The sequence below is a fragment of the Paenibacillus sp. FSL H7-0735 genome, from assembly GCF_038008505.1.
Classification (GTDB): domain Bacteria; phylum Bacillota; class Bacilli; order Paenibacillales; family Paenibacillaceae; genus Paenibacillus_AQ; species Paenibacillus_AQ odorifer.
Map to the genome: position 1 here is coordinate 205,792 of NZ_JBBOZH010000001.1, position 20,543 is coordinate 226,334.

Sequence of the window (20,543 nt, forward strand, 5' to 3'; positions counted from 1 at the left end):
ACTTATGATAGAATGCGTTCTTTTTGATCTGGATGGAACGATTGTCGATACGAATGAGCTAATCATTAGTTCATTTATGTACGCGCTGAAGGACAATGGTCTGGCTCCACTGACCAGAGAAGAGATAATTCCGCATATGGGAACAACCCTTCAGCAACAGATGAGAGTATTCTCTGGACTAGAGGATGTAAATGGTACGTTAGAAAAGTCCTATCGTTCTTATAATAATGAGCATCATGATGAGTTAGTGCGGTCCTTCCCGCTTGTAAAGGAGACCATTGAGGAGCTCTCGCGTCGTGGGATCAAACTTGGGATTGTAACTACTAAGATCCGTCCAACAACGATCAAGACTCTGGAAAGGTTCGATTTGCTTAAGTACATGGATACGATTGTGACTGTGAACGATGTTACTGAACCAAAGCCACATCCGGAGCCCGTTCTGACAGCGGTCAAAAACCTTGGCGTTGATCCTCGTAAAACCTTAATGATAGGTGACAGTGCGGTTGATATTCAATCAGCCAAAGCTGCCGGTGTATACGCTGTTGGAGTATCTTGGTCTTTGAAGGGCGAGGATACGCTCCGCAAGTATGATCCGGACTTTATCATCCATAACATGAAGGATATTATAGAAATTATGGAGCGAGGAACGAATGAATCGTGAGAAACGTAACCCGTTATCCAGTAGAAGGTCATAACTCACTTTGGTATATTTACCGTACGGTCAGCCCTTGGAAGGGTGTCCGCAACTTTATTTTTATTCAGATTGCCCGCTATTGTCCGATTCTACCGTTAAAGAATTGGATCTATCGACGGATGCTGGGGATGAAAGTTGGTAAACACACGGCTTTTGGTCTTATGGCAATGGTGGATGTGTTTTTTCCGGAGAAAATAACGGTAGGTGAGAATTCTATTATTGGTTATAACACGACGATTCTGGCGCATGAGTATCTGATCAAGGAATATCGCCTGGGCGAAGTGGTGATCGGTGAAAATGTATTGATCGGCGCGAATACAACGATTCTTCCCGGTGTAACCATTGGAGATTGGGCAGTTATAGCTGCTGGCTCCGTGGTGCACAAAAATGTGGCAGCTGGCTCTTTTGTCGGAGGCAATCCACTGCGAGAGCTGCGCCCCTCTTCAACGGAAGAACATGCGGAACAAGTGTAAACGATGCTTTTTTAACCCTGCAGTTACATATTGCGTTTTTTTAGCGCAGGTTCTGCAGGGTTTCTTGCGTCTTAGAGAAGATTATTAAGGAAACTTTAAGTTCTTCTTAAGTTTTTAGAACAGATACATTCGATATAATTAGCGTTAGTGATAAGGCGAATCCCACGCTAGGCATTCAGCTTCAAATATCAGAATGTAAAATCAGCAGGTGCAGGCTTCCTGGTATTTTCAGTTTCCACATTCCGCTTAGCGTCTCTATGAACAACCATCATAGTAGAGAAGAGGAATATAATATGAACACTGCGAGAAAGGAAAGGCTGCCCCAGCTGGATATCTTCAGAGCATTAGCGATCTTAGGTGTACTGCATGTGCATTCCTCATCTTTTGCCGCTGGAGAGCAGGCACTGCATTCACCTTATTATTACTGGCTGAACTGGATCAACATTTTCTTTAAATTCGGTACGCCCTCATTTATTTTTCTGAGCAGCTTTGTATTGTTTTATAATTATTATGGGCGCCCTGTGACACGCAGCTTGATTATTAATTTCTACCGTCGTCGATTAAAGTATATTTTATTGCCTTATCTGCTAGCCTCTATGGGCTATTACGCACTAACCTTATATGTGAACGGACGATTGACCCAGAACCTCGGTGGCAACCTGTACAGCTTTATTAGAGCGTTATTCTCAGGTTCCGCATATGCGCATTTGTATTTTGTATTTATCAGCATTCAGTTTTATTTGCTTTTTCCAGTACTGCTTAAGCTACTCCAGAGTTCCCGCTTTTTAATAAAATGGGCGATTCCACTCGGATTGGCACTTCAGTGGGGGTTTATTTTCTGGAATAAATACGAACTGCACATTGTTGAAAAAGGGAGCTTGGCGATCTCTTATCTGGCTTATTATATGATGGGTGCTTATATCGCAATTCACTTTGAGAAGGTGAAGACGTGGCTGATGAAGCCATGGAGGGAGCTAACTGCCAAACAAAAAGGATGGACTGCCCTGTTAGTGAGCGGGTGGTTAATTGCAGCCTTTATCCATGTGCAGCTATGGTATGTGGCCCGCCATTTTGGGGTGTGGACGGATTCGCTGTGGTACGAGCTATTATGGAATGTCCATACGATGTTATCTGCATTGGTTCTGTTGTATGCTACATTTCTGATCTATCGTAAGGCTCCTCGCGGGATTGTTGCTTTTTTAACTCGTTTGGGTGAACTCTCCTTTGCGATATATTTGATTCATCCGCTATTGCTGGCGGTATATCGCAGGTTCAGATATCATATTCCCCTAGAGTCGCTAACATATGTTTTGTTCATCTACGGTGGGCTTGTGGTCGCACTGGGAGGGAGCTGGCTTATTGTGCAGTTTGCTTTCCGGCGAGTTCCGGGTTCATGGATTATTTTTGGAAGCGTGCCTCGCTCTTTGGAGTCCAGTCCGCAGGAAAAGTCAGGTTATATCCCTGAGGAACGGGCAAAGGGATTCGTGCAGCAGGAGAAATAACGTTAAAAGAAGGTCTCATACACGCACACGCTTAAACGTGGGGAGGTAGCCTTCATAATACTTGATTAAAAAGGCATCACTTCGATGCGGAGCTTAACAGGAGGAAAGATTATGAGACAAAAAGAAAGAATTCCGCAGCTGGATATTTTTCGGGCGATTGCTATTTTTGCAGTGCTGGCTATTCATGCTACTTCACGAACGTTGGCGGAGACACTAGGCACAAACATGTTTCATCCGTTCTTATTTATTAATAAATTCAGCCAGTTCGCCGTACCTTCATTCATATTTTTGAGTGGGTTCGTGCTCTTCTATAACTATATTGACCGTCCGCTGGGTGGCAAAACGCTAGGAAAGTTCTACTCTAGAAGGCTGCTTTATATTATTGTGCCTTATGTAGTATTTTCACTGCTGTATTTTGCGTTAAAAATGAATGCCGGGAATACTTGGGGCTTACCTCCAGGGGAGATGGCTTCTAAGCTATGGAAGTATTTATGGACAGGAACGGCATATACGCATCTGTATTATATTATTATCATTATCCAGTTTTACGTGTTATTCCCGCTCATTTTGTGGTGTTTGCAAAAGGTTCGTCATCTGGCGGCTTGGGCGCCGCTGATCGGGTTATTACTACAGTGGGGTTTTGTGCTGCTGAATAAATACATGACCAATCACGGGTATTGGCAGTTATCCAAGGGGAGTCTGGCGATTACTTATTTCTCGTATTTCCTGCTGGGTGCTGGGATTGCGGTGTATTATTCTTCTTTGAAAAAATGGCTAGTGCCTTCACGTGAAGGCTGGCGCGCCGGTAAAGGTCCGGTTTGGATTACGTTGTGGTTGTTATGGATTGTAGCAGGGGTTGTTCATGTTGAGCTATGGTTTAACAACTACACGAAAAAAACTGTCATCAACAGCTTATGGTATGAGGGTTTCTCTAATCTACATGCGCTACTCTCTTGTGTGGTGCTGTTGCAAATCTCCTTCTTGCTCTATGGAGCGGGTCGTAGCTTGCTGACAAGACTTTTGGTATCCGTAGGAGCATGCTCCTTCGGGATTTATCTATTGCACCCTATGCTGCTATATTTCTATAGAAAATTACCGTTTCACGGGGGTTCTCTTGCGTACATCGCAGCGATTGCAGGAGGATGGCTTGTTGCGCTGCTGGTCTCATGGCTGGCAGTGGCTCTCGTCTTCCGGTATGTGCCTGCGTCTTGGATTATTTTCGGATCAGGCGCACCAAAGAAAGCTAAAACAGGTTCCCAAAGCGCATAGTTTACTGCTAGGTAATATAAAAGCGCCAGTCTCCCGTATATGCGGGTTGACCGGCGCTTTTTATTTTTCGTCTATTCTCCAGCCTGTTCCCGCTGAAACTCCGCAATAGCTTGATACTGGCTTTCCAGACTACGGTAGACGGAAATATAAATCGGCAGCAGCTGCTTGTACACTTTGGTATGTTCATCAATCGGATCATGCTGGTAAGTTGAGCCGATCATGTCGAATACAACATCGAAGGAGTCCACACGGCCCGTTGCGTAAAGACCAAGCACTACTGCTCCGAGGCAGGAGCTTTCGATACTCTCCGGAATGATGACCTCTTGATCAAAAATATCAGACATCATCTGCCGCCAGACTGAGGAGCGGGCGAAGCCGCCTGTAGCCAGAATTTTGCTAGGACGCCCGATTTGCTCTTCCATAGCCAGCAGAACCATATACATATTGAAAATTACGCCTTCTAGTACCGAGCGAATCATATGCTCCTTATGGTGATTCATAGAAAGGCCGAAGAAGGAGCCACGAGCATCAGGATTCCACAGCGGTGCCCGTTCACCAGTTAAGTAAGGATGGAACAGAAGACCACCGCTACCTGCCGGAACTTGTTCCGCGATGCGAGTTAGAACCTCGTAAGGGTCAATGCCAAGACGTTTGGCGGTTTCGACTTCAGAAGCAGCGAACTCATCCCGTACCCAGCGGAACAACATACCGCCGTTATTAACGGGTCCTCCGATCACCCAATGTTTTGGGGTTAAGTTATAACAGAAGGTCCGTCCTTTAGGGTCGGTAAGCGGGTGTTCCACTACGGTGCGAATCGCTCCGCTTGTTCCAATCGTAGCAGCCACTACACCGGGTTTAATCGCGCCTACGCCAAGGTTGGACAAGACGCCATCACTGGCTCCTACGACAAAAGGTGTCGTCGGGAGCAGTAACAGCTCCTCTGCTAGACCGGGAAGCAGGCCTTGCATGATCTCTGTGGTGGGAACAAGCCGTGAGAGTTGATCTGGTGAAATATGGGCTATCTCCAGGGCCTCTTTATCCCACTCCAAAAGTTCAAGGTTGAGCATGCCTGTAGAAGAGGCAATGGAATGATCAATGATGTATTCGCCGAACAGCCGAGCGAATATGTATTCTTTTATAGAAATGAATTTATAGGTTTGTTGGAACAACTCAGGCTGCTCTTCCCGAAGCCACATTAGCTTGGTAATCGGTGACATAGGATGAATAGGCGTTCCTGTGCGCAAATACAACTCATGTCCGTTAAACTCGTTCTTCAGGCGAAGTGCAGACCCGGCACTACGGTTGTCAGCCCAAGTGATGCAGGCAGTAAGTGGTTTACCCAGCTGATCAATCGCAATGACACTGTGCATGGCTGAACTGAAGGAGACGAATAGGATCTTATCTGGAGATACAGCGCTTTGCCGCATGACATTAGAGATGGTATGAAAAACTGCACGTAGGATTTGCTCTGGGTCCTGCTCCGCTATAGAAGGGGAGGGTTGATGCAAGGGATAACCCATATTAGCTTGTGCAACTATGGCTCCATTCTCCTCGAAGAGAACTGCCTTTGTACTTGTAGTACCAATATCAACGCCAATCATATAGGATTTAGTCAAGCGTTAGCCCTTCTTTCTAGGTGAAAGTATATTTTTAGAACACCAATTACAAAATTATGAAGTACAATCGTATTAGCTCATTATAGTATTCGATAAGCGGGGAGGCAAAAATAAAGAAAATGCCAAACGCTCGACTAAGGGTTTGATTGACGAAAAAGCAGTGAACATGATACGATATTGAAAATACTTTAATTTGCTACCACTTTACCATAGTAAAGTAAACATAAACAGTAACTAATGATAACTGACGAGGTGAACAATGAAGATGTCCAAACCAAAGGGATTTGAGAAGCCGTCTGGCGTTCGGGACTATCTGCCCCGGGCCGTAACGAAATTGCGCAAAATTGAGAACGATGTACTGCATTGCATGAGTCGCTGGGGATATCGGCAAATGATGACTCCAACGTTGGAATATTACGATACAGTTGGCGTGGCTAGCTCTACGTCCGACCAGAAGCTCTATAAATTACTTAACAATCGTGGTCAGGCTTTGGTGCTCCGATCAGAAATGACTGCCCCGGTTGCCCGTGTTGTTGCCTCTCTATTGAAGGATGAGCCACTGCCATTGCGTCTGTCATATCACGCGAATGTATTCCGTGCTATTGAGGAAGAAGCGGGGCGGGAAGCGGAGTTCTTCCAGACAGGTGTAGAGCTGGTAGGTGATGATTCACCAGAGGCCGATGCGGAGGTAGTGGCGCTTGCTATTTCTTCGCTGCAAGCCGCGGGTGTGAAGTCTTTTAAGATCGCTATGGGGCATGTAGGCTTTCTGAATGGGTTATTTCAAGAGGCACTTCCTGAACTGCCTGAGGCTCAAGAGGAGCTGAAAAGTCATTTGCTGGGCCGTGACTATGTTTCTTTCCGGGAGACTTTACGGCGGCTGGATCTTACAGAAGCGCAGAAGAACGAACTGGATGGGCTGCTGCGTCTGCGCGGAGGCAAGGAGATTTGTGGACAGGCGCTAGAGCTGAGCAATCATCCGCTCGCCCGTCATTCGATTGATCATTTGTGCAAGGTGTGGGAGGTGCTGGTCTCTTACGGCGTATCACAGCATGTACTGATTGATCTGACGATGATCGGGGACTTTTCCTATTATACAGGCATGACTTTTGAAGGTTATGCAGCGGAATTAGGATTTCCGGTATGCAGTGGTGGTAGATACGACAATCTGCTGCAACAGTTTGGGCGTCCGATCCCATCCACAGGATTTTCCTTAAAAACGAATCGCATCCTGGATGGTGTAACTGGAGTGGTCGAAGAGGAAGAGCTGCCTATTTTGATCCAATATGATGCGATTCGCAGAAAAGAAGGCTTGGAAGAGGCAACACGCCTGCGGTCAAAGGGTCATGCAGTCGTTACTAGACTTGCTGCAGGTCCAGAAGAGCTTGAAACGGTGAAGCGTTTGGATACGGACACGGTTGAAGCAGAGGGTGTACGGTACGGTGAGATCTATACATTCGTATCTTTTGTAAGTGAGCATGGCTGAGGATATCGCTAGTACAAAAAGTGATTAACATAAATTTTGCATGGAGATGGAAAAGGAGGCAACTTAACAATGGCACAGATATTGAAGGTGGCTATGCCAAAAGGCCGGATTTACGAAAAGGCTGCTGAGCTGTTCCGCCAGGCAGGTCTTCCGATTCCACCGGACGGTGAGGCATCACGCAAGCTTGTTATTCCGCTGCCTGAGGCAGGGATGGAGTTTATATTGGCGAAACCAGTAGATGTACCTACATATGTAGAATATGGCGTGGCGGATATTGGGATCGTGGGCAAGGATGTTTTACTGGAGGAAGATCGTGATGTATACGAGCTGCTTGATCTTGGCATTGCCCGCTGCCGGATGTCGATCATCGGATTGCCGAACTGGCAGCCGGGAATTCAGCAGCGTGTAGCGACGAAATATCCGAATGTAGCTTCAAGGTATTTTAGGGAGCAGGGCCAACAGGTCGAGGTCGTGAAGCTGAATGGATCCATCGAGCTTGCACCACTGATTGGTCTGGCCGATCGTATTGTGGATATGGTAGAGACCGGGCAAACGCTGCGGGACAACGGATTAATCGAAATGACGAGTATATTCGAAATTACAAGCCGCCTTGTGGCGAATCGTGTGAGCTATCGGATGAAAAATGAAGAGATACAGCAACTGTGTGACCGACTACAGGCAGTTATAGGGCAACCTAATTTGCGGTAGGCGGCAACAGATGTTAGGGGTAAAGGGAGGAACCAGCGATGAAGGTTGTGTCGAGCAAGGACTTTAAGCTAGAGCGGGAAGTGGAGTATGGTACGCCAGAGCAAAATCAGGCGGTAAAGGAAATTGTGGCCGCCATTAAAAAAGAAGGAGACACGGCGCTTCTTCGCTATACGGAGCAATTTGACCGGGTTGCACTTACGCCGAATCAACTGCGGGTAACGCCGGAAGAACTTCAGGCAGCGTATGGCCGAGTAGAGCAATCTTTCGTATCTGCTATTCAAGCAGCTGCAGCCAATATCCGGGCGTTCCATGCCAGACAGAAACGGAATTCATGGATGGACTTGCAGCCGGATGGCACGATTCTGGGGCAGATTATTCGTCCGCTGAGGCGGGTAGGGGTATATGTACCTGGTGGCAAAGCAGCTTATCCCTCTTCGGTGCTGATGAACGTGATCCCAGCACAGATCGCGGGTGTGCCGGAGATCGTCATGGTGACTCCGCCATCCACCGGCGGCAAAGAAGGGATTGACCCTTATATCCTGGTTGCTGCCGCAGAAGCAGGTGTGAATGAAATCTACCGTATGGGCGGAGCGCAGGCGGTAGCTGCTTTGGCTTTTGGGACGGAGAGCATAGCGCCGGTAGATAAAATATGTGGGCCCGGCAACATATACGTTGCGCTGGCTAAACGCGAGGTATATGGCGCCGTGGATATCGACAGTATCGCGGGTCCCAGCGAAATTGTCGTGCTGGCAGATGAGACCGCTGAGCCGGCTTATGTCGCAGCGGATCTGCTCTCGCAGGCCGAGCATGACGAGATGGCCTCGGCGATTCTGGTCACGCCATCGCAGAGCCTGGCGGATAGCGTGGCGGCCGAAGTGGAGCGTCAGCTGCAAGAACTGCCGCGTCAGGCGATCGCCCGTTCTTCCGTAGAGAATTACGGCGCGATCATTGTTGTGGAATCTATGGAGGAAGGGATCTCCGTAGTGAATAGACTGGCACCAGAACATCTGGAGATTGTTGTCGAAGATCCTATGGGCCTCGTAGGCAGCATTGAGAATGCTGGAGCCATCTTCCTGGGAGCGTATAGCTCTGAGCCCGTGGGTGATTATTTTGCCGGACCGAATCATATTATCCCAACCAATGGGACCGCACGGTTCTCGTCACCAGTGGATGTGGATGATTTTATTAAAAAATCAAGTCTGATCTATTACAGTAAGGAAGCACTCTTGCGTGATGGGAAGACCATTATAGAGCTGGCACGCCGCGAAGGGTTAGAAGGCCACGCACGAGCCATTGAGATTCGACTCAAAAACGAAGGAAAAGGTGGAAACGGATATGGAGAACAATAACGAACAGGCCTTGCGCCAAGCTGGATTAAGCCGCAAAACAAACGAGACGGATATAAAGTTGTCTCTTAATGTAGATGGAAGTGGAGTTTCAGAGCTGGAGACGGATGTTCCTTTTCTGAATCATATGTTGGATCTGTTCACGAAGCACGGACAATTTGACCTGTCTGTACAGGCGCGTGGAGACATCGAGATTGATGACCACCACACGGTTGAAGACATTGGGATCTGCCTAGGGCAGGCGCTGCACGAAGCACTGGGTGATAAAAAAGGAATCAAACGTTATGCGAGTGTTTTTGTACCGATGGATGAAGCTTTGGCGCAGGTTGTGATCGATATCAGCAATCGCCCGCACTTTGAATATCGTGCAACCTATCCTTCACAGCAGGTAGGCAGCTTTTCGACGGAGCTTGTTCAGGAGTTCCTGTGGAAGTTCGCGCTCGAAGCACGGATTACGTTGCATGTTATCGTACACTACGGTTCTAACACTCATCACATGATTGAGGCTGTATTCAAAGCGCTTGGACGGGCGCTGGATGAGGCAACTTTGATTGATCCACGTGTGAAGGGTGTGCCTTCTACGAAGGGAGTGCTGTAGGATGACTGTTGCAATCGTCGATTATGGCATGGGCAACCTGCACAGTGTGAGCAAGGCGGTAGAACGTCTCGGTTATGAGTGTGTAGTGACGGGTGATGCCGAGCAAATTCTCGCTGCTGATAGTGTCATTCTGCCAGGTGTCGGTGCATTTGGCGATGCGATGGGGCATCTGCGGGAGAATGGTTTGGATCTTGTCGTCAAACAGGTAGCCGCTGGAGAGCAGCCTCTGCTTGGGATCTGTCTTGGCATGCAGCTGTTGTTTAGCACCGGTGAAGAGCATGGCAGCCATGAGGGGCTAGATATTCTCTCGGGTTCAGTGGTGCGGTTCGCTCCTAGAGATGGCTATAAGGTGCCGCATATGGGGTGGAACAAGCTCAGCTTTAGACAGCCGGAGAATCCGCTTTTTGTTGGCCTTGAGGAGGGGCATGTGTATTTTGTCCACTCTTATCACGCGCTTGTAGCAAAAGAGAGTGATCTGCTGGCTGTCACAGATTATGGTTACCCAGTCACGGCTATTGTCGGGCAAGATAATGTGTTCGGTATGCAGTTCCATCCGGAAAAAAGCGGAGAGCTGGGAATCAAGCTGTTGGGTAATTTTTTGAAATATAAGAAAGTATAAGTTTCACAATACACTTTATCCTTATATTTCTCGCTTAAACGCTTACCGTCCTTATAAGGACGACGAAGGCGTTTATACTTGAAGATTAAGAGAGAGCGGGCGTAAGCCACGCTATAAATATAATGTAACGAAAGTGGGGAGCGCCAAATGTCTTCTTTTATTGTATATCCGGCGATTGATATCCGGGATGGAAAGTGCGTCAGGCTGCAGCAGGGGGATTACAATCAGGAAACGATATACAATGATAGTCCACTAAAGGTGGCAAAATCATGGGAAGAGCAAGGTGGAAAGTTCATTCATTTGGTGGACTTAGATGGTGCGAAAGCAGGTCATCCTGTGAACGATGCGATCATCGGGGCTATTGCTGCTAATGCTAACGTTCCTGTGCAGGTGGGCGGCGGTCTTCGCAATCTTGCGGACGTAGAGAAATTGCTCGGACTTGGCGTTAGCCGCGTTATTATTGGTACTGCTGCGATTAACGATCATGCTTTTACCGAAGAGGTATTGGCAAAATACGGCGATAAAGTAGCGATCGGCATTGATGCGCGCAACGGTTATGTTGCGACACACGGCTGGCTGAACACTTCCGAAGTTCGTGCTGAAGCTCTTGCCAAAGAATTGGCGGCAAAAGGAGCCGAGACGTTCATTTACACCGACATCTCCCGAGACGGGATGATGCAGGGGCCGAACGTGGACGGTATCCTGTCCATGGCGCAAGCCAGTGGTAAAACAGTGATCGCCTCCGGCGGAGTCACCAGTCTTGATGATCTGTTGCGTCTGAACGTGCACAGCGGCAGTGGTGTAGGTGGAGCTATTGTTGGCAAGGCGTTATACACGGGCAATATTGATCTTTCTGGAGCTTTGCGAGCGCTTGGGCAGAAGTAGCGTTGGGCGAACGCGCTAATTGATGAGCGGATGAACAAAAAGACGACATGGGTTAGCCAAGGAATAGTGGATCAATGAAACAGACAGAACCAACAGTGGGTTAAAGAAATAGACTTAACAGTAACGTAGTGAACACATATCACCAAATCACCAAATCACCAAACTAAATTAATAGACGAGCGAATGAACAAAAAGACAATAGATGAACTGGCCAATGAGCAGTGGGTAAAAGAAATAGGTGTAATGAATAAAGTAGCAAATCACCAATGACCAAACTAATTAATAGACGAGCGAATGAACAAAAAGACAACAGTTGAGCAATCCAATGAGCAGTGGATAAAAGAAATAGACGTAACAGTAAATGAGTAACTAATAATAATTAAATGAACGCACAGAGAAGCAAACTAGCAAAAGTTTAAACGACCAAACGAACAAACGACCAAACAAGTAAACCAGCAAATGGGCTTAACAACAAACCAACAAAGCAACAAAAGAGCTAAAACAAACCAGCTGACCAATAAAGCAACAAACCCAACTAGCTAATGTGTTTCACTTTGTACAATCAAAACTGGTTAAAAATCTCCTTTTCGTGGATTCTACAGGAAACTATTGCACGAAATGAAACAGAGCTAAAACCCGCTGCACAATCTGCTACAATAGGCGTAATTAGGCGGCGGGAAGGGTGTTTTTCCTCGGATGAGGACTTAAGTGTACTTTATACAGCTATTTTTCCTTTTTAGAGCTGATTAGCTAATTTAGTTGTATTTCGTGCAGCTATAACTCAGAGATGAGTTGATTTATAAGCTCATCCCCAGATTTAGTTGTACGAAATGCAGTTAAAAGAGTGGCTTGCAAAAAGGCTGATAAAATAACTGCACGTTGTGCAACTAAATACTCGTGGGCTTGCAGGTGGCGCGAGCTCTTACGACCACATAAGGGTCAAAACCGCGGAACATGAAGGTGTTATGGATCTAGGAAGTGGCCCCGAAGGGGTTAGCGATCATAGCACATGTTCAGTAGTGTGGGCTATGGTTCAGCCGTGTGGGCTATGATCCGCCATGCCAACAATCAAGGTTTCCAAAGGGCAGCGGCCCTTGGGCTCCCCCTGGGCTAAGAGGGCTTTAGGGGGACCGACACACTTTAGGCGCTTGAAACGCTTTTTAAAGAAAGGGGGATTTCATAATGTTAGCAAAACGTATCATCCCTTGTCTTGACGTTAAGGATGGACGGGTAGTCAAAGGCGTTAACTTTGTGAATCTACGTGATGCTGGAGATCCGGTAGAGCTAGCGGCACTGTATGACCGCGAGGGCGCAGACGAGCTTGTGTTTCTAGATATATCGGCTTCCGTAGAAGGTAGAGCAACGATGATCGAGGTTGTGCGGCAGACCGCTGGTGAGATTGCCATTCCTTTTACAGTGGGTGGAGGGATCTCTACAACTGATGATATGAAAAGGATTCTTCGTGCAGGCGCAGACAAAATCGGCATTAATACGGCAGCCATCACTAATCCTCAGTTAATTTTGGAGGGTGCTCGCCGATTTGGCTCCCAGTGTATTGTAGTAGCGATAGATGCTAAATATAATGTGGCTTTTGGTGAATGGGAAGTGTACACTCATGGCGGGCGTAAGCCCACTGGCATCCGTGCTCTGGCTTGGGCTAAAGAAGCTGAGAAGCTGGGCGCAGGCGAGATTTTGCTCACTAGCATGGATGCAGATGGCACAAAAGACGGCTTCGACCTGAAGCTAACCTCGGCAGTATGCGATTTGCTCAGTATTCCTGTGATTGCTTCTGGCGGCGCTGGGAAGAAGGAGCATTTTTACGATGTATTTACGGAAGGGAAAGCCGATGCGGGACTTGCGGCGACCATTTTTCACTATAAAGAGATTGCAATTAATGATTTAAAGGCAGATTTGAAGCAAAAAGGGGTAGAAATCCGATGAGCGAAACACAAAAGAATACAACAATAAGCCAAAAAGAAGCTCTGGCAGGCATTCGCTGGAATGAAGCCGGTCTGGTGCCTACGGTTGTTCAGGATGCTAGCAGTTTAGAGGTACTGATGGTTGCTTATATGAACTCCGAATCATTACAGCTTTCACTGGAGAGTGGTCAGACTTGGTTTTGGAGCCGCTCACGCAGCGAACTTTGGCATAAAGGCGGAACCTCAGGCAACACACAAGCTATTACCTCCATATCCTATGATTGTGATAGCGACACACTACTCGTGAAGGTTGTGCCTGAAGGACCAGCTTGCCATACTGGAGCTACGTCATGCTTTTTCCGTGAGATTCCTTTGAATAACCCAACAACAGATGCTTCGAAACCAGTGTCTAGTTTGACAGATGGTGAGCGTTTTGCTGTTCTTGGTGAGCTGGAGCGTGTGATTGCTGAGCGGGAAGTGGAACGCCCGGAAGGCGCGTATACCACTTATTTGTTTGATAAAGGCGTGGATAAGATCCTCAAAAAGGTAGGCGAGGAAGCTTCCGAGACCATTATTGCCGCCAAAAATAAAGATAACGCCGAGCTGCGCCTTGAAGTCAGTGATCTGATCTATCATCTGTTGGTATTGCTGCAAGAACGTAAGCTTCCACTGGATGAGATTATGGAAGAGTTGAGTACCCGTCACGAACGCCCACGCCGGGATCAGTACTAAGGGGGACTGAGTGATGCATATTGATTACCACACGCATCATGAACGCTGTGGCCATGCCGTGGGTAAGCTTGAGGAGTATGTGCAGCGCGGGATAGAGCTTGGACTTCAGCAGCTGGGGTTGTCCGACCACTTGCCGCTCATCCACGTAGATCCCGCCAGCTATTATCCTGAAATGGCTATGCCAATGGCTGAGCTGCCTCGTTATGTGGAGGAATGTCTGACCCTAAAGGAGCGTTACCGTGGAGTCATAGACCTGCGGGTGGGGCTGGAAGCCGATTATATCGAAGGATACGAAGAGCAAATCCGCGAGATTTTGTCGCCGTATCCATGGGATTATCTTATAGGTTCTGTGCATTTTCTTGGGGAGTGGGATATTACGGATCACCGCCAGGTTCATGGTTGGGAAGGCAGAGATGCGCTAGAGGTGTATCGTCTTTATTACGATGCGGTAAAGAAGTCGGCGTTATCGGGATTATATGATATTATAGGACATATGGATGTTATTAAACGGTTCGGTTATGGTCCACAAACACCGGAGGGCAAGACTGAGGTGAAGGCGCTGGAGCTAGAGACCTTAAAGGTTATAGCGGATAGTGGAATCACCATGGAGCTGAATGCTTCCGGACTTACGAAGCCTTGCGCTGAGATGTTCCCGGCAGAGCATCTGCTACAGGAGGCCCTAAGGCTCGGCATACCGCTGACATTAGGCTCCGATGCACATGATCCTGCCAAGCTGGGGGACGGGCTGCAAGAGGCGCGTAGCATGCTTTGGCACACTGGTTTTCGTGAGCTGGCTGTATTTGAGGGACGCCGCCGTACCACTGTTCAGTTCAAACTATAATAATTTATAATCCGCAGGAGGGTATTATGCATCATCAACAATTACGTATTTTTTCCGGTTCGTCGAATCCAAAGTTAGCGGCTGATATTGCGGAGCGACTTGGTGTTGAATTGGGGCAGATAAAGCTGACCCGCTTCATGAGCGGCGAGATTTACGTTCATTACGAAGAAAGCATCCGGAACTGCGACGTATTTTTGGTGCAATCCCTTTCGCATCCCATTAATGAGATGTTCGTGGAACTGCTGGTGATGATAGATGCTGCCAAACGGGCTTCAGCTCGCACAGTGAACATTATTGTGCCGTATTATGGATATGCTCGGCAGGAGCGGAAGTCCGCACCTCGTGAGCCGATCTCGGCTAAGATGGTGGCTGATGTGCTGACGACCGCTGGAGCAACCCGCGTGATCACTATCGATTTACACGCAGCGGCGATTCAAGGCTTTTTCAACATTCCGGTCGATCATCTGACTGCACTCGATTTGATCAGCAGCCATTTGAAAGCCAAGGCAATGTCTGATCTGGTCATTGTTTCCCCGGATGCAGGGCGTGCGTCTATGGCTGAGAAGCTGGCGAATAAGCTGGACTCACCTTTTGCCATTATGATCAAGAAGCGTCCAGCCCATAATGAATCGGTAATCACTCATGTGATTGGTGATGTCGAGGGACGGACACCAATCATTATTGAGGATCTGATCGATACTGGGACGACCATTGTGAATGTGGTAGAAGGTCTGAAGGAGAGAGGTGCGAAGGACAGTATTGTCTGCGCGACGCACGGATTATTCTCAGGGCCCGCGCTACAGCGGCTGGACCATCCTTCTATTCAGGAAGTGGTTACGACAGATTCTATTGCACTGCCTGATGACCATTCAAGTCGGTTTACGGTATTATCTGTTGCACCGATGCTTGCCCAGGCTACGCACATCATCCTTGAGGGTGGTTCAATCGATAAGCTATTTAGAGACGCGGGAATTTAATTCCCCGTCTTTTTTATTTTTTGTCAAAAAAGATGTTGTAAGCAGAGTGGTAGAGTCTTTCTCAACTTGAGATTCTCGCTGTCACATGTGGTATACTGTGTGGAGATACCCGCGCCCAATAAGGGAACGGAATAGCGATTAAGGATGGAGCTCCGGCATACCCCATAGGGCGCCGCCCTCCTATTTTTCGTTAGTATAAGGAAGCTTCTTATAAGGGAGGTGCCTTGCTTCCATGATTGAGAGAACTTCAGAGTATGAACTGGGGAATGATAATGTGATTCCTGTAACTCTGAATGCCAATTTTTTCTTTGAAAGAGCCGTTCGGTCCTTGGATCGCTTTCAATATGATAAGGCATTAAAGAATTTTCGCAAAGCTGTAGAGTACGAGCCGGAGAATCCGGTCAATCATTGCAACGTGGCTGGCGTATTATCAGAAATGGGTAATTATGAAGCGTCCAATGACATTTTAACCCATGTACTGGAGAATATTGATCCGGCAATGACGGAATGTTATTTCTATATGGCTAACAACTTCGCCAATATGGAAAGCTATGAGGAGGCAGAACGCTCACTCGTCACTTATCTCGAAGAAGATGTGAACGGTGAATTTCTGGCCGAATCGGAAGAATTGATGGAGCTGCTGCAATATGAGCTGGACCGTCCTGCTCCACTTATCCGGATTAGAAGCCGGGAAGGTGTAATAGAGCATGAGCGAGCCCGAGCACTGTTGGAGGAGGGCAAGTTTACACAAGCCGTCACTTTGCTTGAAGAGATTGTGAGCAATACGCCTGACTTCCTGGCGGCACATAACAACCTAGCCCTAGCGTATTTTTACATGGGTCGTTTTACCAAAGCTAAGGAATGTATTATGCGGGTGCTGGAGCAGGACTCCGGGAATTTGCATGCACTCTGTAACTTAGCGATCTTCCTTCAGTATGAAGGTGACCGCGGACAACTGGATGGATTGTTACGCCTTCTGGAGACCACTATTCCGTTTCATCAGGAGCATCTGTTCAAAATGGCCACCACCATGGGGATTCTGGGACGCCATAGAACCGCCTATGGCCATTTTAGACGTCTGTTGAAGGATGAAGAGGTCGGTGGCGACGCCAGTCTCTATCATTATTGTGCGGCTGCTGCCAGCAATAGTGGCCTGTATACAGAAGCCCAGCGCTGCTGGCAGAAGGCGGCTAAGCTCGATCCGGAATCGGCTGTGCCGAGATTTTTTCTAGCTCAGCTGCAGCAGGCGCAGGGGGAAGGCAAAACGCTGTCGCTGGTCAGCTACAACTATCAGCTTCCTTTTCAGGAGCAGCTGAAGCTGTGGAAGGACAACAAGGGCAGCTTTACCGAAGAGGTACGGAACAATCCGCTGCTTCGCTCTTCCTTCTTCTGGGCGCTCCGCTACGGGGATGCCAATACGAAGCTTCAGGTTACAGAAGCTCTGCGGTGGATTGAAGATGAAGAGATGTCCGAAATTCTGCAAGGACTTCTGAAGCAGCAGCCCTTGCAGGAAGAAAAGCTGCAAGAAGCGGCACTTCTTAGTCTGCAGCGGCTGATTGGAAGTGTTCCTGAAGAGAATGTGCTTCAGGAAGTCAAAGAAACCTCTTCCCTGCGTCTGAAGGGACTGCCGGAATGGAGAGAGGATTGGCAGAAAGTTATCGATCAGACCCTTAGTATGATGGATCGAAGATATGATGCAATCCACAAAAAAGATGCTGAATTACTTTGGAAGCAATTTCTGAGCAGCCTTTATCCGGATATTCCGTTTATCCGTCATGCGAATGGCTGGTGTGCTGCCTTAGAATATCTAATTGCTAAAACGCATAACCTGCCGGTCACCTACCGTGAAGTAGCTCAGCGTTACAATGTTTCTGTATCTATGGTCAGTCGTTATGCTCGGCGCATAGATGAGGAATGTAGTTTCGAGGGAAGTGTGAGCGACAGTCTTCCGCCATTTACCGAGAATATCTAAATCGATCATGTAGTATTTCGTAGAAACGGAGCCCTTTTTATATGTCTTGCGTAAACGCTAATGTTCCTTATAGGGGCACCGAAGGCGGCTATGCATGCCAAAAAAGGGCCCGTTTCTTCTAAATAAACCCTATTGTGAGGAGGCCACTGTTATGTACAAAACGATTGTAATCGGAACAGGCCCAGCCGGGCTTACTGCTGCAATTTATTTGGCACGTGCCAACCTAAACCCACTTGTGATTGAAGGTATGCAACCAGGTGGACAACTGACAACGACAACAGAAGTCGAGAACTTCCCAGGCTTTCCTGAAGGAATTCTAGGCCCGGATTTAATGGACAACATGCGCAAGCAGGCTGAACGTTTTGGAGCTGAATTTAAGAATGGCTGGGTGGATTCAGTTGATTTTTCACAGCGTCCATTTAAAGTGACTGTAGATGGATTGGGAGTATTAGAAGCGGAGTCAGTGATCATCTCAACCGGCGCATCTGCCAGATATTTAGGAATCCCCGGGGAGCAGGAGAATGTGGGCCGTGGGGTCAGCACTTGTGCTACTTGTGACGGATTCTTTTTCCGTGGCAAAAAGATTATTGTCGTCGGTGGTGGAGATTCAGCGATGGAGGAAGCCAGCTTTTTAACCCGATTCGCTTCCAATGTAACATTGGTTCACCGTCGTGATGAGCTTAGAGCTTCGAAGATTATGCAGGCTCGCGCACGGGATAACAGTAAGGTATCGTGGGCTCTTAACCGTACACCGCTTGAGGTTACAACCGACGAGTCTGGCGTTAAAGGGCTGACGGTTCGCAACAATGAGACGGGAATTGATGAACTCATCGAAGCGGACGGAGTGTTTGTCGCGATCGGGCACACGCCGAACACCGGATTTTTAGGGGGACAAATTACGACCGATACCAACGGCTACATTGTGGTCAACCCTGGAACGACAGAAACGAACATCCCGGGCGTATTCGCTTGTGGCGACGTGCAGGATACCCGTTATCGTCAGGCAATTTCTGCAGCGGGATCTGGCTGTATGGCAGCAATGGATGCCGAGAAGTACCTAGAGGGCACGATGGTGCATGACTGGAGCGAAACACTGGATAGTTAATTTTGCGAGAAATCGTAGTCCGATGACATATAAGCAGGTGATCCTTTTTCTAAAAGGTTGCCTGCTTTTTTTATAATGGTGGGGCCGTGTCCGGAAATTAAATATGTTGTTTATTTATTACCGCTCGGAAGTTAAAATAACTGTAACAATGTCCTTATAAAAAGACTTGCGCATTTTAAAAATACGTTTACAATGAAGATATAATGTTAACGTGAACAATTTATATTGATACCTATTACAAGCAATAATTTTAAGTTTAAAATATTTATTAGGAAATCAACTGATTGAATAAATGTTCACGTTAAACTTTGTGTAACTCCCATTTGAACTTAAAGGAGAGCAGCAAACCTCATGAGTAAAAAATTCATGGATGAGAACTTTCTATTGTCGAGCGAGACCGCAATTAAGCTGTTTCATAATCATGCGAAAGACATGCCCATTATCGATTATCATTGCCACCTCAGTCCAAAAGAAATTTATGAGAACAAAACGTTCAACAATATTACCGAAGCTTGGCTGTATGGCGACCATTATAAATGGAGAGTGATGCGCGCTAACGGTATAGAAGAGAAATTCATTACTGGCGATGCAAGTGATTATGATAAATTTATGGCCTGGGCTAGAACGGTTCCGATGATTATCGGGAATCCGCTATACCATTGGACGCATCTGGAGCTGCAACGTTTCTTCGGTGTATATGAGTTGCTGAATGAAGCTAGCGCACCAAAAATTTGGGATGAAGTGAATAGACAGCTACAAAGTGAAGGATTCGGAGCAAGAGATTTGATCATTAAATCGAAGGTGACTACGGTTTGTACTACCGATGATCCTGTAGATAATCTGGAATATCATGAGAAAATCAGTAATCTGAGTGGGTTCAATGCTAGCGTTGTGCCGGGATTCCGGCCAGATAAAGCGCTTGAAATCAACCGTCCAACCTTCCAGCCGTGGGTAGCCCAGCTAAGCGAAGTTTCGGGAATGGCTGTTGAGAATTACGGACAGTTTCTTGCAGCATTGGAGAGCAGAGTGAGATTCTTCCACGCGAGAGCCGGCCGTGTATCTGACCATGCTTTGGATGCGGTAATGTTTGAGCCAACTACCTTGGAGGAAGCTACAGCTATATTCGCTAAAGCACTTCATGAAGGCACTGTAAGTGAGAGTGAAGAAAAGAAATATAAAGGATTCACGCTAGTATTCCTCGGCAAATTGTATAACGAGCTGGATTGGGCGATGCAATTCCATATTCATGCGCTACGGAATAACAACAGCGTAATGTTCGGACGTCTCGGACCTGACACGGGTTATGATTCTATCAATGACGGCGTGATTGCTAAGCCTTTGGCGGGTCTGCTCGATGCGCTGGATCGTGAGAATGCGTTGCCTAAGACCATTTTGTACTCACTGAACCCTAATGATAATCATGTGATTGCCAGTCTAATGGGCAGCTTCCAGGGCGGCGGTATTCCAGGGAAAATTCAATTCGGAACCGCATGGTGGTACAACGATAATAAAGACGGCATGCTGGAACAGATGAAGACACTTGCTAATCTAGGCGTACTTAGCCAATTTGTTGGGATGTTAACAGACTCCAGAAGCTTTTTATCGTATACCAGACATGAGTACTTTAGAAGAATCCTGTGTGACCTGGTAGGCTCTTGGGTAGAAGCTGGAGAAGCCCCGGATGATATGGATTTACTGGGCAGTATGATTGAGAACATCTGTTACAATAACGCTGATCATTATTTTAATTTCTCGAAACAGGCATTGGTGACTAGGTAATCGTTATGATATCCTTACATGGAAG

Annotated in this window: 18 protein-coding genes; 17 read left to right on the forward strand and 1 reads right to left on the reverse strand. The window is 47.2% G+C overall.

Going from position 1 to position 20,543, the window contains the following annotated elements; all coding sequences use genetic code 11:
- The first annotated feature begins 4 nt into the window (after positions 1-4).
- From ppaX to NSS82_RS01035, 4 genes are all read left to right on the forward strand, one after another.
- Positions 5-661, forward strand: coding sequence for a pyrophosphatase PpaX (ppaX, locus tag NSS82_RS01020; RefSeq protein WP_036687051.1), 657 nt, complete (start codon positions 5-7; stop codon positions 659-661).
- The gene (locus tag NSS82_RS01025) at positions 658-1,167 is read left to right on the forward strand and encodes an acyltransferase (protein ID WP_170914218.1); all 510 of its coding nucleotides are present in this window, start codon (positions 658-660) and stop codon (positions 1,165-1,167) included. The genes ppaX and NSS82_RS01025 overlap by 4 nt, the downstream gene beginning before the upstream one ends.
- Positions 1,168-1,460: 293 nt before the next feature.
- The gene (locus tag NSS82_RS01030; RefSeq protein ID WP_340962099.1) at positions 1,461-2,669 is read left to right on the forward strand and encodes an acyltransferase; all 1,209 of its coding nucleotides are present in this window, start codon (positions 1,461-1,463) and stop codon (positions 2,667-2,669) included.
- 111 nt (positions 2,670-2,780) lie between these two features.
- Complete coding sequence (locus NSS82_RS01035; RefSeq protein WP_076272828.1) at positions 2,781-3,938, forward strand: acyltransferase; 1,158 nt, start codon at positions 2,781-2,783, stop codon at positions 3,936-3,938.
- 71 nt (positions 3,939-4,009) lie between these two features.
- Here NSS82_RS01035 and gntK read toward each other — a convergent pair whose 3' ends face one another.
- Positions 4,010-5,539, reverse strand: a complete 1,530-nt coding sequence (gene gntK / locus NSS82_RS01040; protein WP_076272832.1) for a gluconokinase — start codon at positions 5,537-5,539, stop codon at positions 4,010-4,012.
- Positions 5,540-5,819: 280 nt separating this feature from the next.
- On the opposite strand from gntK, the gene NSS82_RS01045 reads away from it, so the two are divergent.
- The 13 genes from NSS82_RS01045 (at position 5,820) to uxaC (ending at position 20,518) form a co-directional block, all read left to right on the forward strand.
- Complete coding sequence (locus NSS82_RS01045; RefSeq protein ID WP_076272827.1) at positions 5,820-7,037, forward strand: ATP phosphoribosyltransferase regulatory subunit; 1,218 nt, start codon at positions 5,820-5,822, stop codon at positions 7,035-7,037.
- A gap of 69 nt (positions 7,038-7,106) precedes the next feature.
- Entirely contained in the window at positions 7,107-7,745 is a 639-nt protein-coding gene (gene hisG, locus NSS82_RS01050; RefSeq protein ID WP_076272826.1) for an ATP phosphoribosyltransferase, read from the forward strand.
- A gap of 38 nt (positions 7,746-7,783) precedes the next feature.
- A complete protein-coding gene (hisD, locus tag NSS82_RS01055) occupies positions 7,784-9,094 on the forward strand; it encodes a histidinol dehydrogenase (protein WP_076272825.1) in 1,311 nt (436 codons plus the stop codon).
- Positions 9,081-9,689: an imidazoleglycerol-phosphate dehydratase HisB gene (gene hisB, locus NSS82_RS01060; protein ID WP_036687073.1), complete on the forward strand. Its 609-nt coding sequence runs from the start codon at positions 9,081-9,083 to the stop codon at positions 9,687-9,689. The genes hisD and hisB overlap by 14 nt, the downstream gene beginning before the upstream one ends.
- Before the next feature lies 1 nt (position 9,690).
- Positions 9,691-10,308 carry an imidazole glycerol phosphate synthase subunit HisH gene (gene hisH / locus NSS82_RS01065; protein WP_038568103.1) on the forward strand — a complete coding sequence of 206 codons (618 nt, stop codon included), beginning with the start codon at positions 9,691-9,693 and terminating at the stop codon, positions 10,306-10,308.
- Positions 10,309-10,455: 147 nt separating this feature from the next.
- On the forward strand, positions 10,456-11,193 hold the full coding sequence (gene hisA, locus NSS82_RS01070; protein ID WP_076126839.1) for a 1-(5-phosphoribosyl)-5-[(5-phosphoribosylamino)methylideneamino]imidazole-4-carboxamide isomerase: 738 nt from the start codon (positions 10,456-10,458) through the stop codon (positions 11,191-11,193).
- A gap of 1,182 nt (positions 11,194-12,375) precedes the next feature.
- Positions 12,376-13,134, forward strand: coding sequence for an imidazole glycerol phosphate synthase subunit HisF (gene hisF / locus NSS82_RS01075; RefSeq protein ID WP_076272824.1), 759 nt, complete (start codon positions 12,376-12,378; stop codon positions 13,132-13,134).
- Entirely contained in the window at positions 13,131-13,844 is a 714-nt protein-coding gene (hisIE, locus tag NSS82_RS01080; protein WP_036687080.1) for a bifunctional phosphoribosyl-AMP cyclohydrolase/phosphoribosyl-ATP diphosphatase HisIE, read from the forward strand. Before hisF ends, hisIE begins: the two co-directional genes overlap by 4 nt.
- Positions 13,845-13,857: 13 nt before the next feature.
- Positions 13,858-14,685 (forward strand): histidinol-phosphatase HisJ, encoded by an 828-nt coding sequence (hisJ, locus tag NSS82_RS01085; RefSeq protein WP_076272823.1) that lies wholly within the window; start codon positions 13,858-13,860, stop codon positions 14,683-14,685.
- A 26-nt stretch (positions 14,686-14,711) separates the two neighbouring features.
- Positions 14,712-15,662 (forward strand): ribose-phosphate diphosphokinase, encoded by a 951-nt coding sequence (locus NSS82_RS01090; RefSeq protein WP_036687083.1) that lies wholly within the window; start codon positions 14,712-14,714, stop codon positions 15,660-15,662.
- Positions 15,663-15,894: 232 nt separating this feature from the next.
- Positions 15,895-17,634 carry a tetratricopeptide repeat protein gene (locus NSS82_RS01095; protein WP_076105199.1) on the forward strand — a complete coding sequence of 580 codons (1,740 nt, stop codon included), beginning with the start codon at positions 15,895-15,897 and terminating at the stop codon, positions 17,632-17,634.
- 151 nt (positions 17,635-17,785) lie between these two features.
- Positions 17,786-18,739, forward strand: coding sequence for a thioredoxin-disulfide reductase (gene trxB / locus NSS82_RS01100; RefSeq protein ID WP_036687084.1), 954 nt, complete (start codon positions 17,786-17,788; stop codon positions 18,737-18,739).
- A gap of 351 nt (positions 18,740-19,090) precedes the next feature.
- Entirely contained in the window at positions 19,091-20,518 is a 1,428-nt protein-coding gene (gene uxaC / locus NSS82_RS01105) for a glucuronate isomerase (protein WP_076105200.1), read from the forward strand.
- Positions 20,519-20,543 lie beyond the last annotated feature (25 nt).

What these genes read in the sequence shown, in the direction of transcription:
- ppaX (WP_036687051.1), top strand. Translation starts at nt 5, where the DNA reads ATGATAGAATGCGTTCTTTTTGATCTGGATGGAACGATTGTCGATACG.
- NSS82_RS01030 (WP_340962099.1), top strand. Translation starts at nt 1,461, where the DNA reads ATGAACACTGCGAGAAAGGAAAGGCTGCCCCAGCTGGATATCTTCAGA.
- NSS82_RS01035 (WP_076272828.1), top strand. Translation starts at nt 2,781, where the DNA reads ATGAGACAAAAAGAAAGAATTCCGCAGCTGGATATTTTTCGGGCGATT.
- gntK (WP_076272832.1), bottom strand. Translation starts at nt 5,539, where the DNA reads ATGATTGGCGTTGATATTGGTACTACAAGTACAAAGGCAGTTCTCTTC.
- NSS82_RS01045 (WP_076272827.1), top strand. Translation starts at nt 5,820, where the DNA reads ATGTCCAAACCAAAGGGATTTGAGAAGCCGTCTGGCGTTCGGGACTAT.
- hisG (WP_076272826.1), top strand. Translation starts at nt 7,107, where the DNA reads ATGGCACAGATATTGAAGGTGGCTATGCCAAAAGGCCGGATTTACGAA.
- hisD (WP_076272825.1), top strand. Translation starts at nt 7,784, where the DNA reads ATGAAGGTTGTGTCGAGCAAGGACTTTAAGCTAGAGCGGGAAGTGGAG.
- hisB (WP_036687073.1), top strand. Translation starts at nt 9,081, where the DNA reads ATGGAGAACAATAACGAACAGGCCTTGCGCCAAGCTGGATTAAGCCGC.
- hisH (WP_038568103.1), top strand. Translation starts at nt 9,691, where the DNA reads ATGACTGTTGCAATCGTCGATTATGGCATGGGCAACCTGCACAGTGTG.
- hisA (WP_076126839.1), top strand. Translation starts at nt 10,456, where the DNA reads ATGTCTTCTTTTATTGTATATCCGGCGATTGATATCCGGGATGGAAAG.
- hisF (WP_076272824.1), top strand. Translation starts at nt 12,376, where the DNA reads ATGTTAGCAAAACGTATCATCCCTTGTCTTGACGTTAAGGATGGACGG.
- hisIE (WP_036687080.1), top strand. Translation starts at nt 13,131, where the DNA reads ATGAGCGAAACACAAAAGAATACAACAATAAGCCAAAAAGAAGCTCTG.
- hisJ (WP_076272823.1), top strand. Translation starts at nt 13,858, where the DNA reads ATGCATATTGATTACCACACGCATCATGAACGCTGTGGCCATGCCGTG.
- NSS82_RS01090 (WP_036687083.1), top strand. Translation starts at nt 14,712, where the DNA reads ATGCATCATCAACAATTACGTATTTTTTCCGGTTCGTCGAATCCAAAG.
- NSS82_RS01095 (WP_076105199.1), top strand. Translation starts at nt 15,895, where the DNA reads ATGATTGAGAGAACTTCAGAGTATGAACTGGGGAATGATAATGTGATT.
- trxB (WP_036687084.1), top strand. Translation starts at nt 17,786, where the DNA reads ATGTACAAAACGATTGTAATCGGAACAGGCCCAGCCGGGCTTACTGCT.
- uxaC (WP_076105200.1), top strand. Translation starts at nt 19,091, where the DNA reads ATGAGTAAAAAATTCATGGATGAGAACTTTCTATTGTCGAGCGAGACC.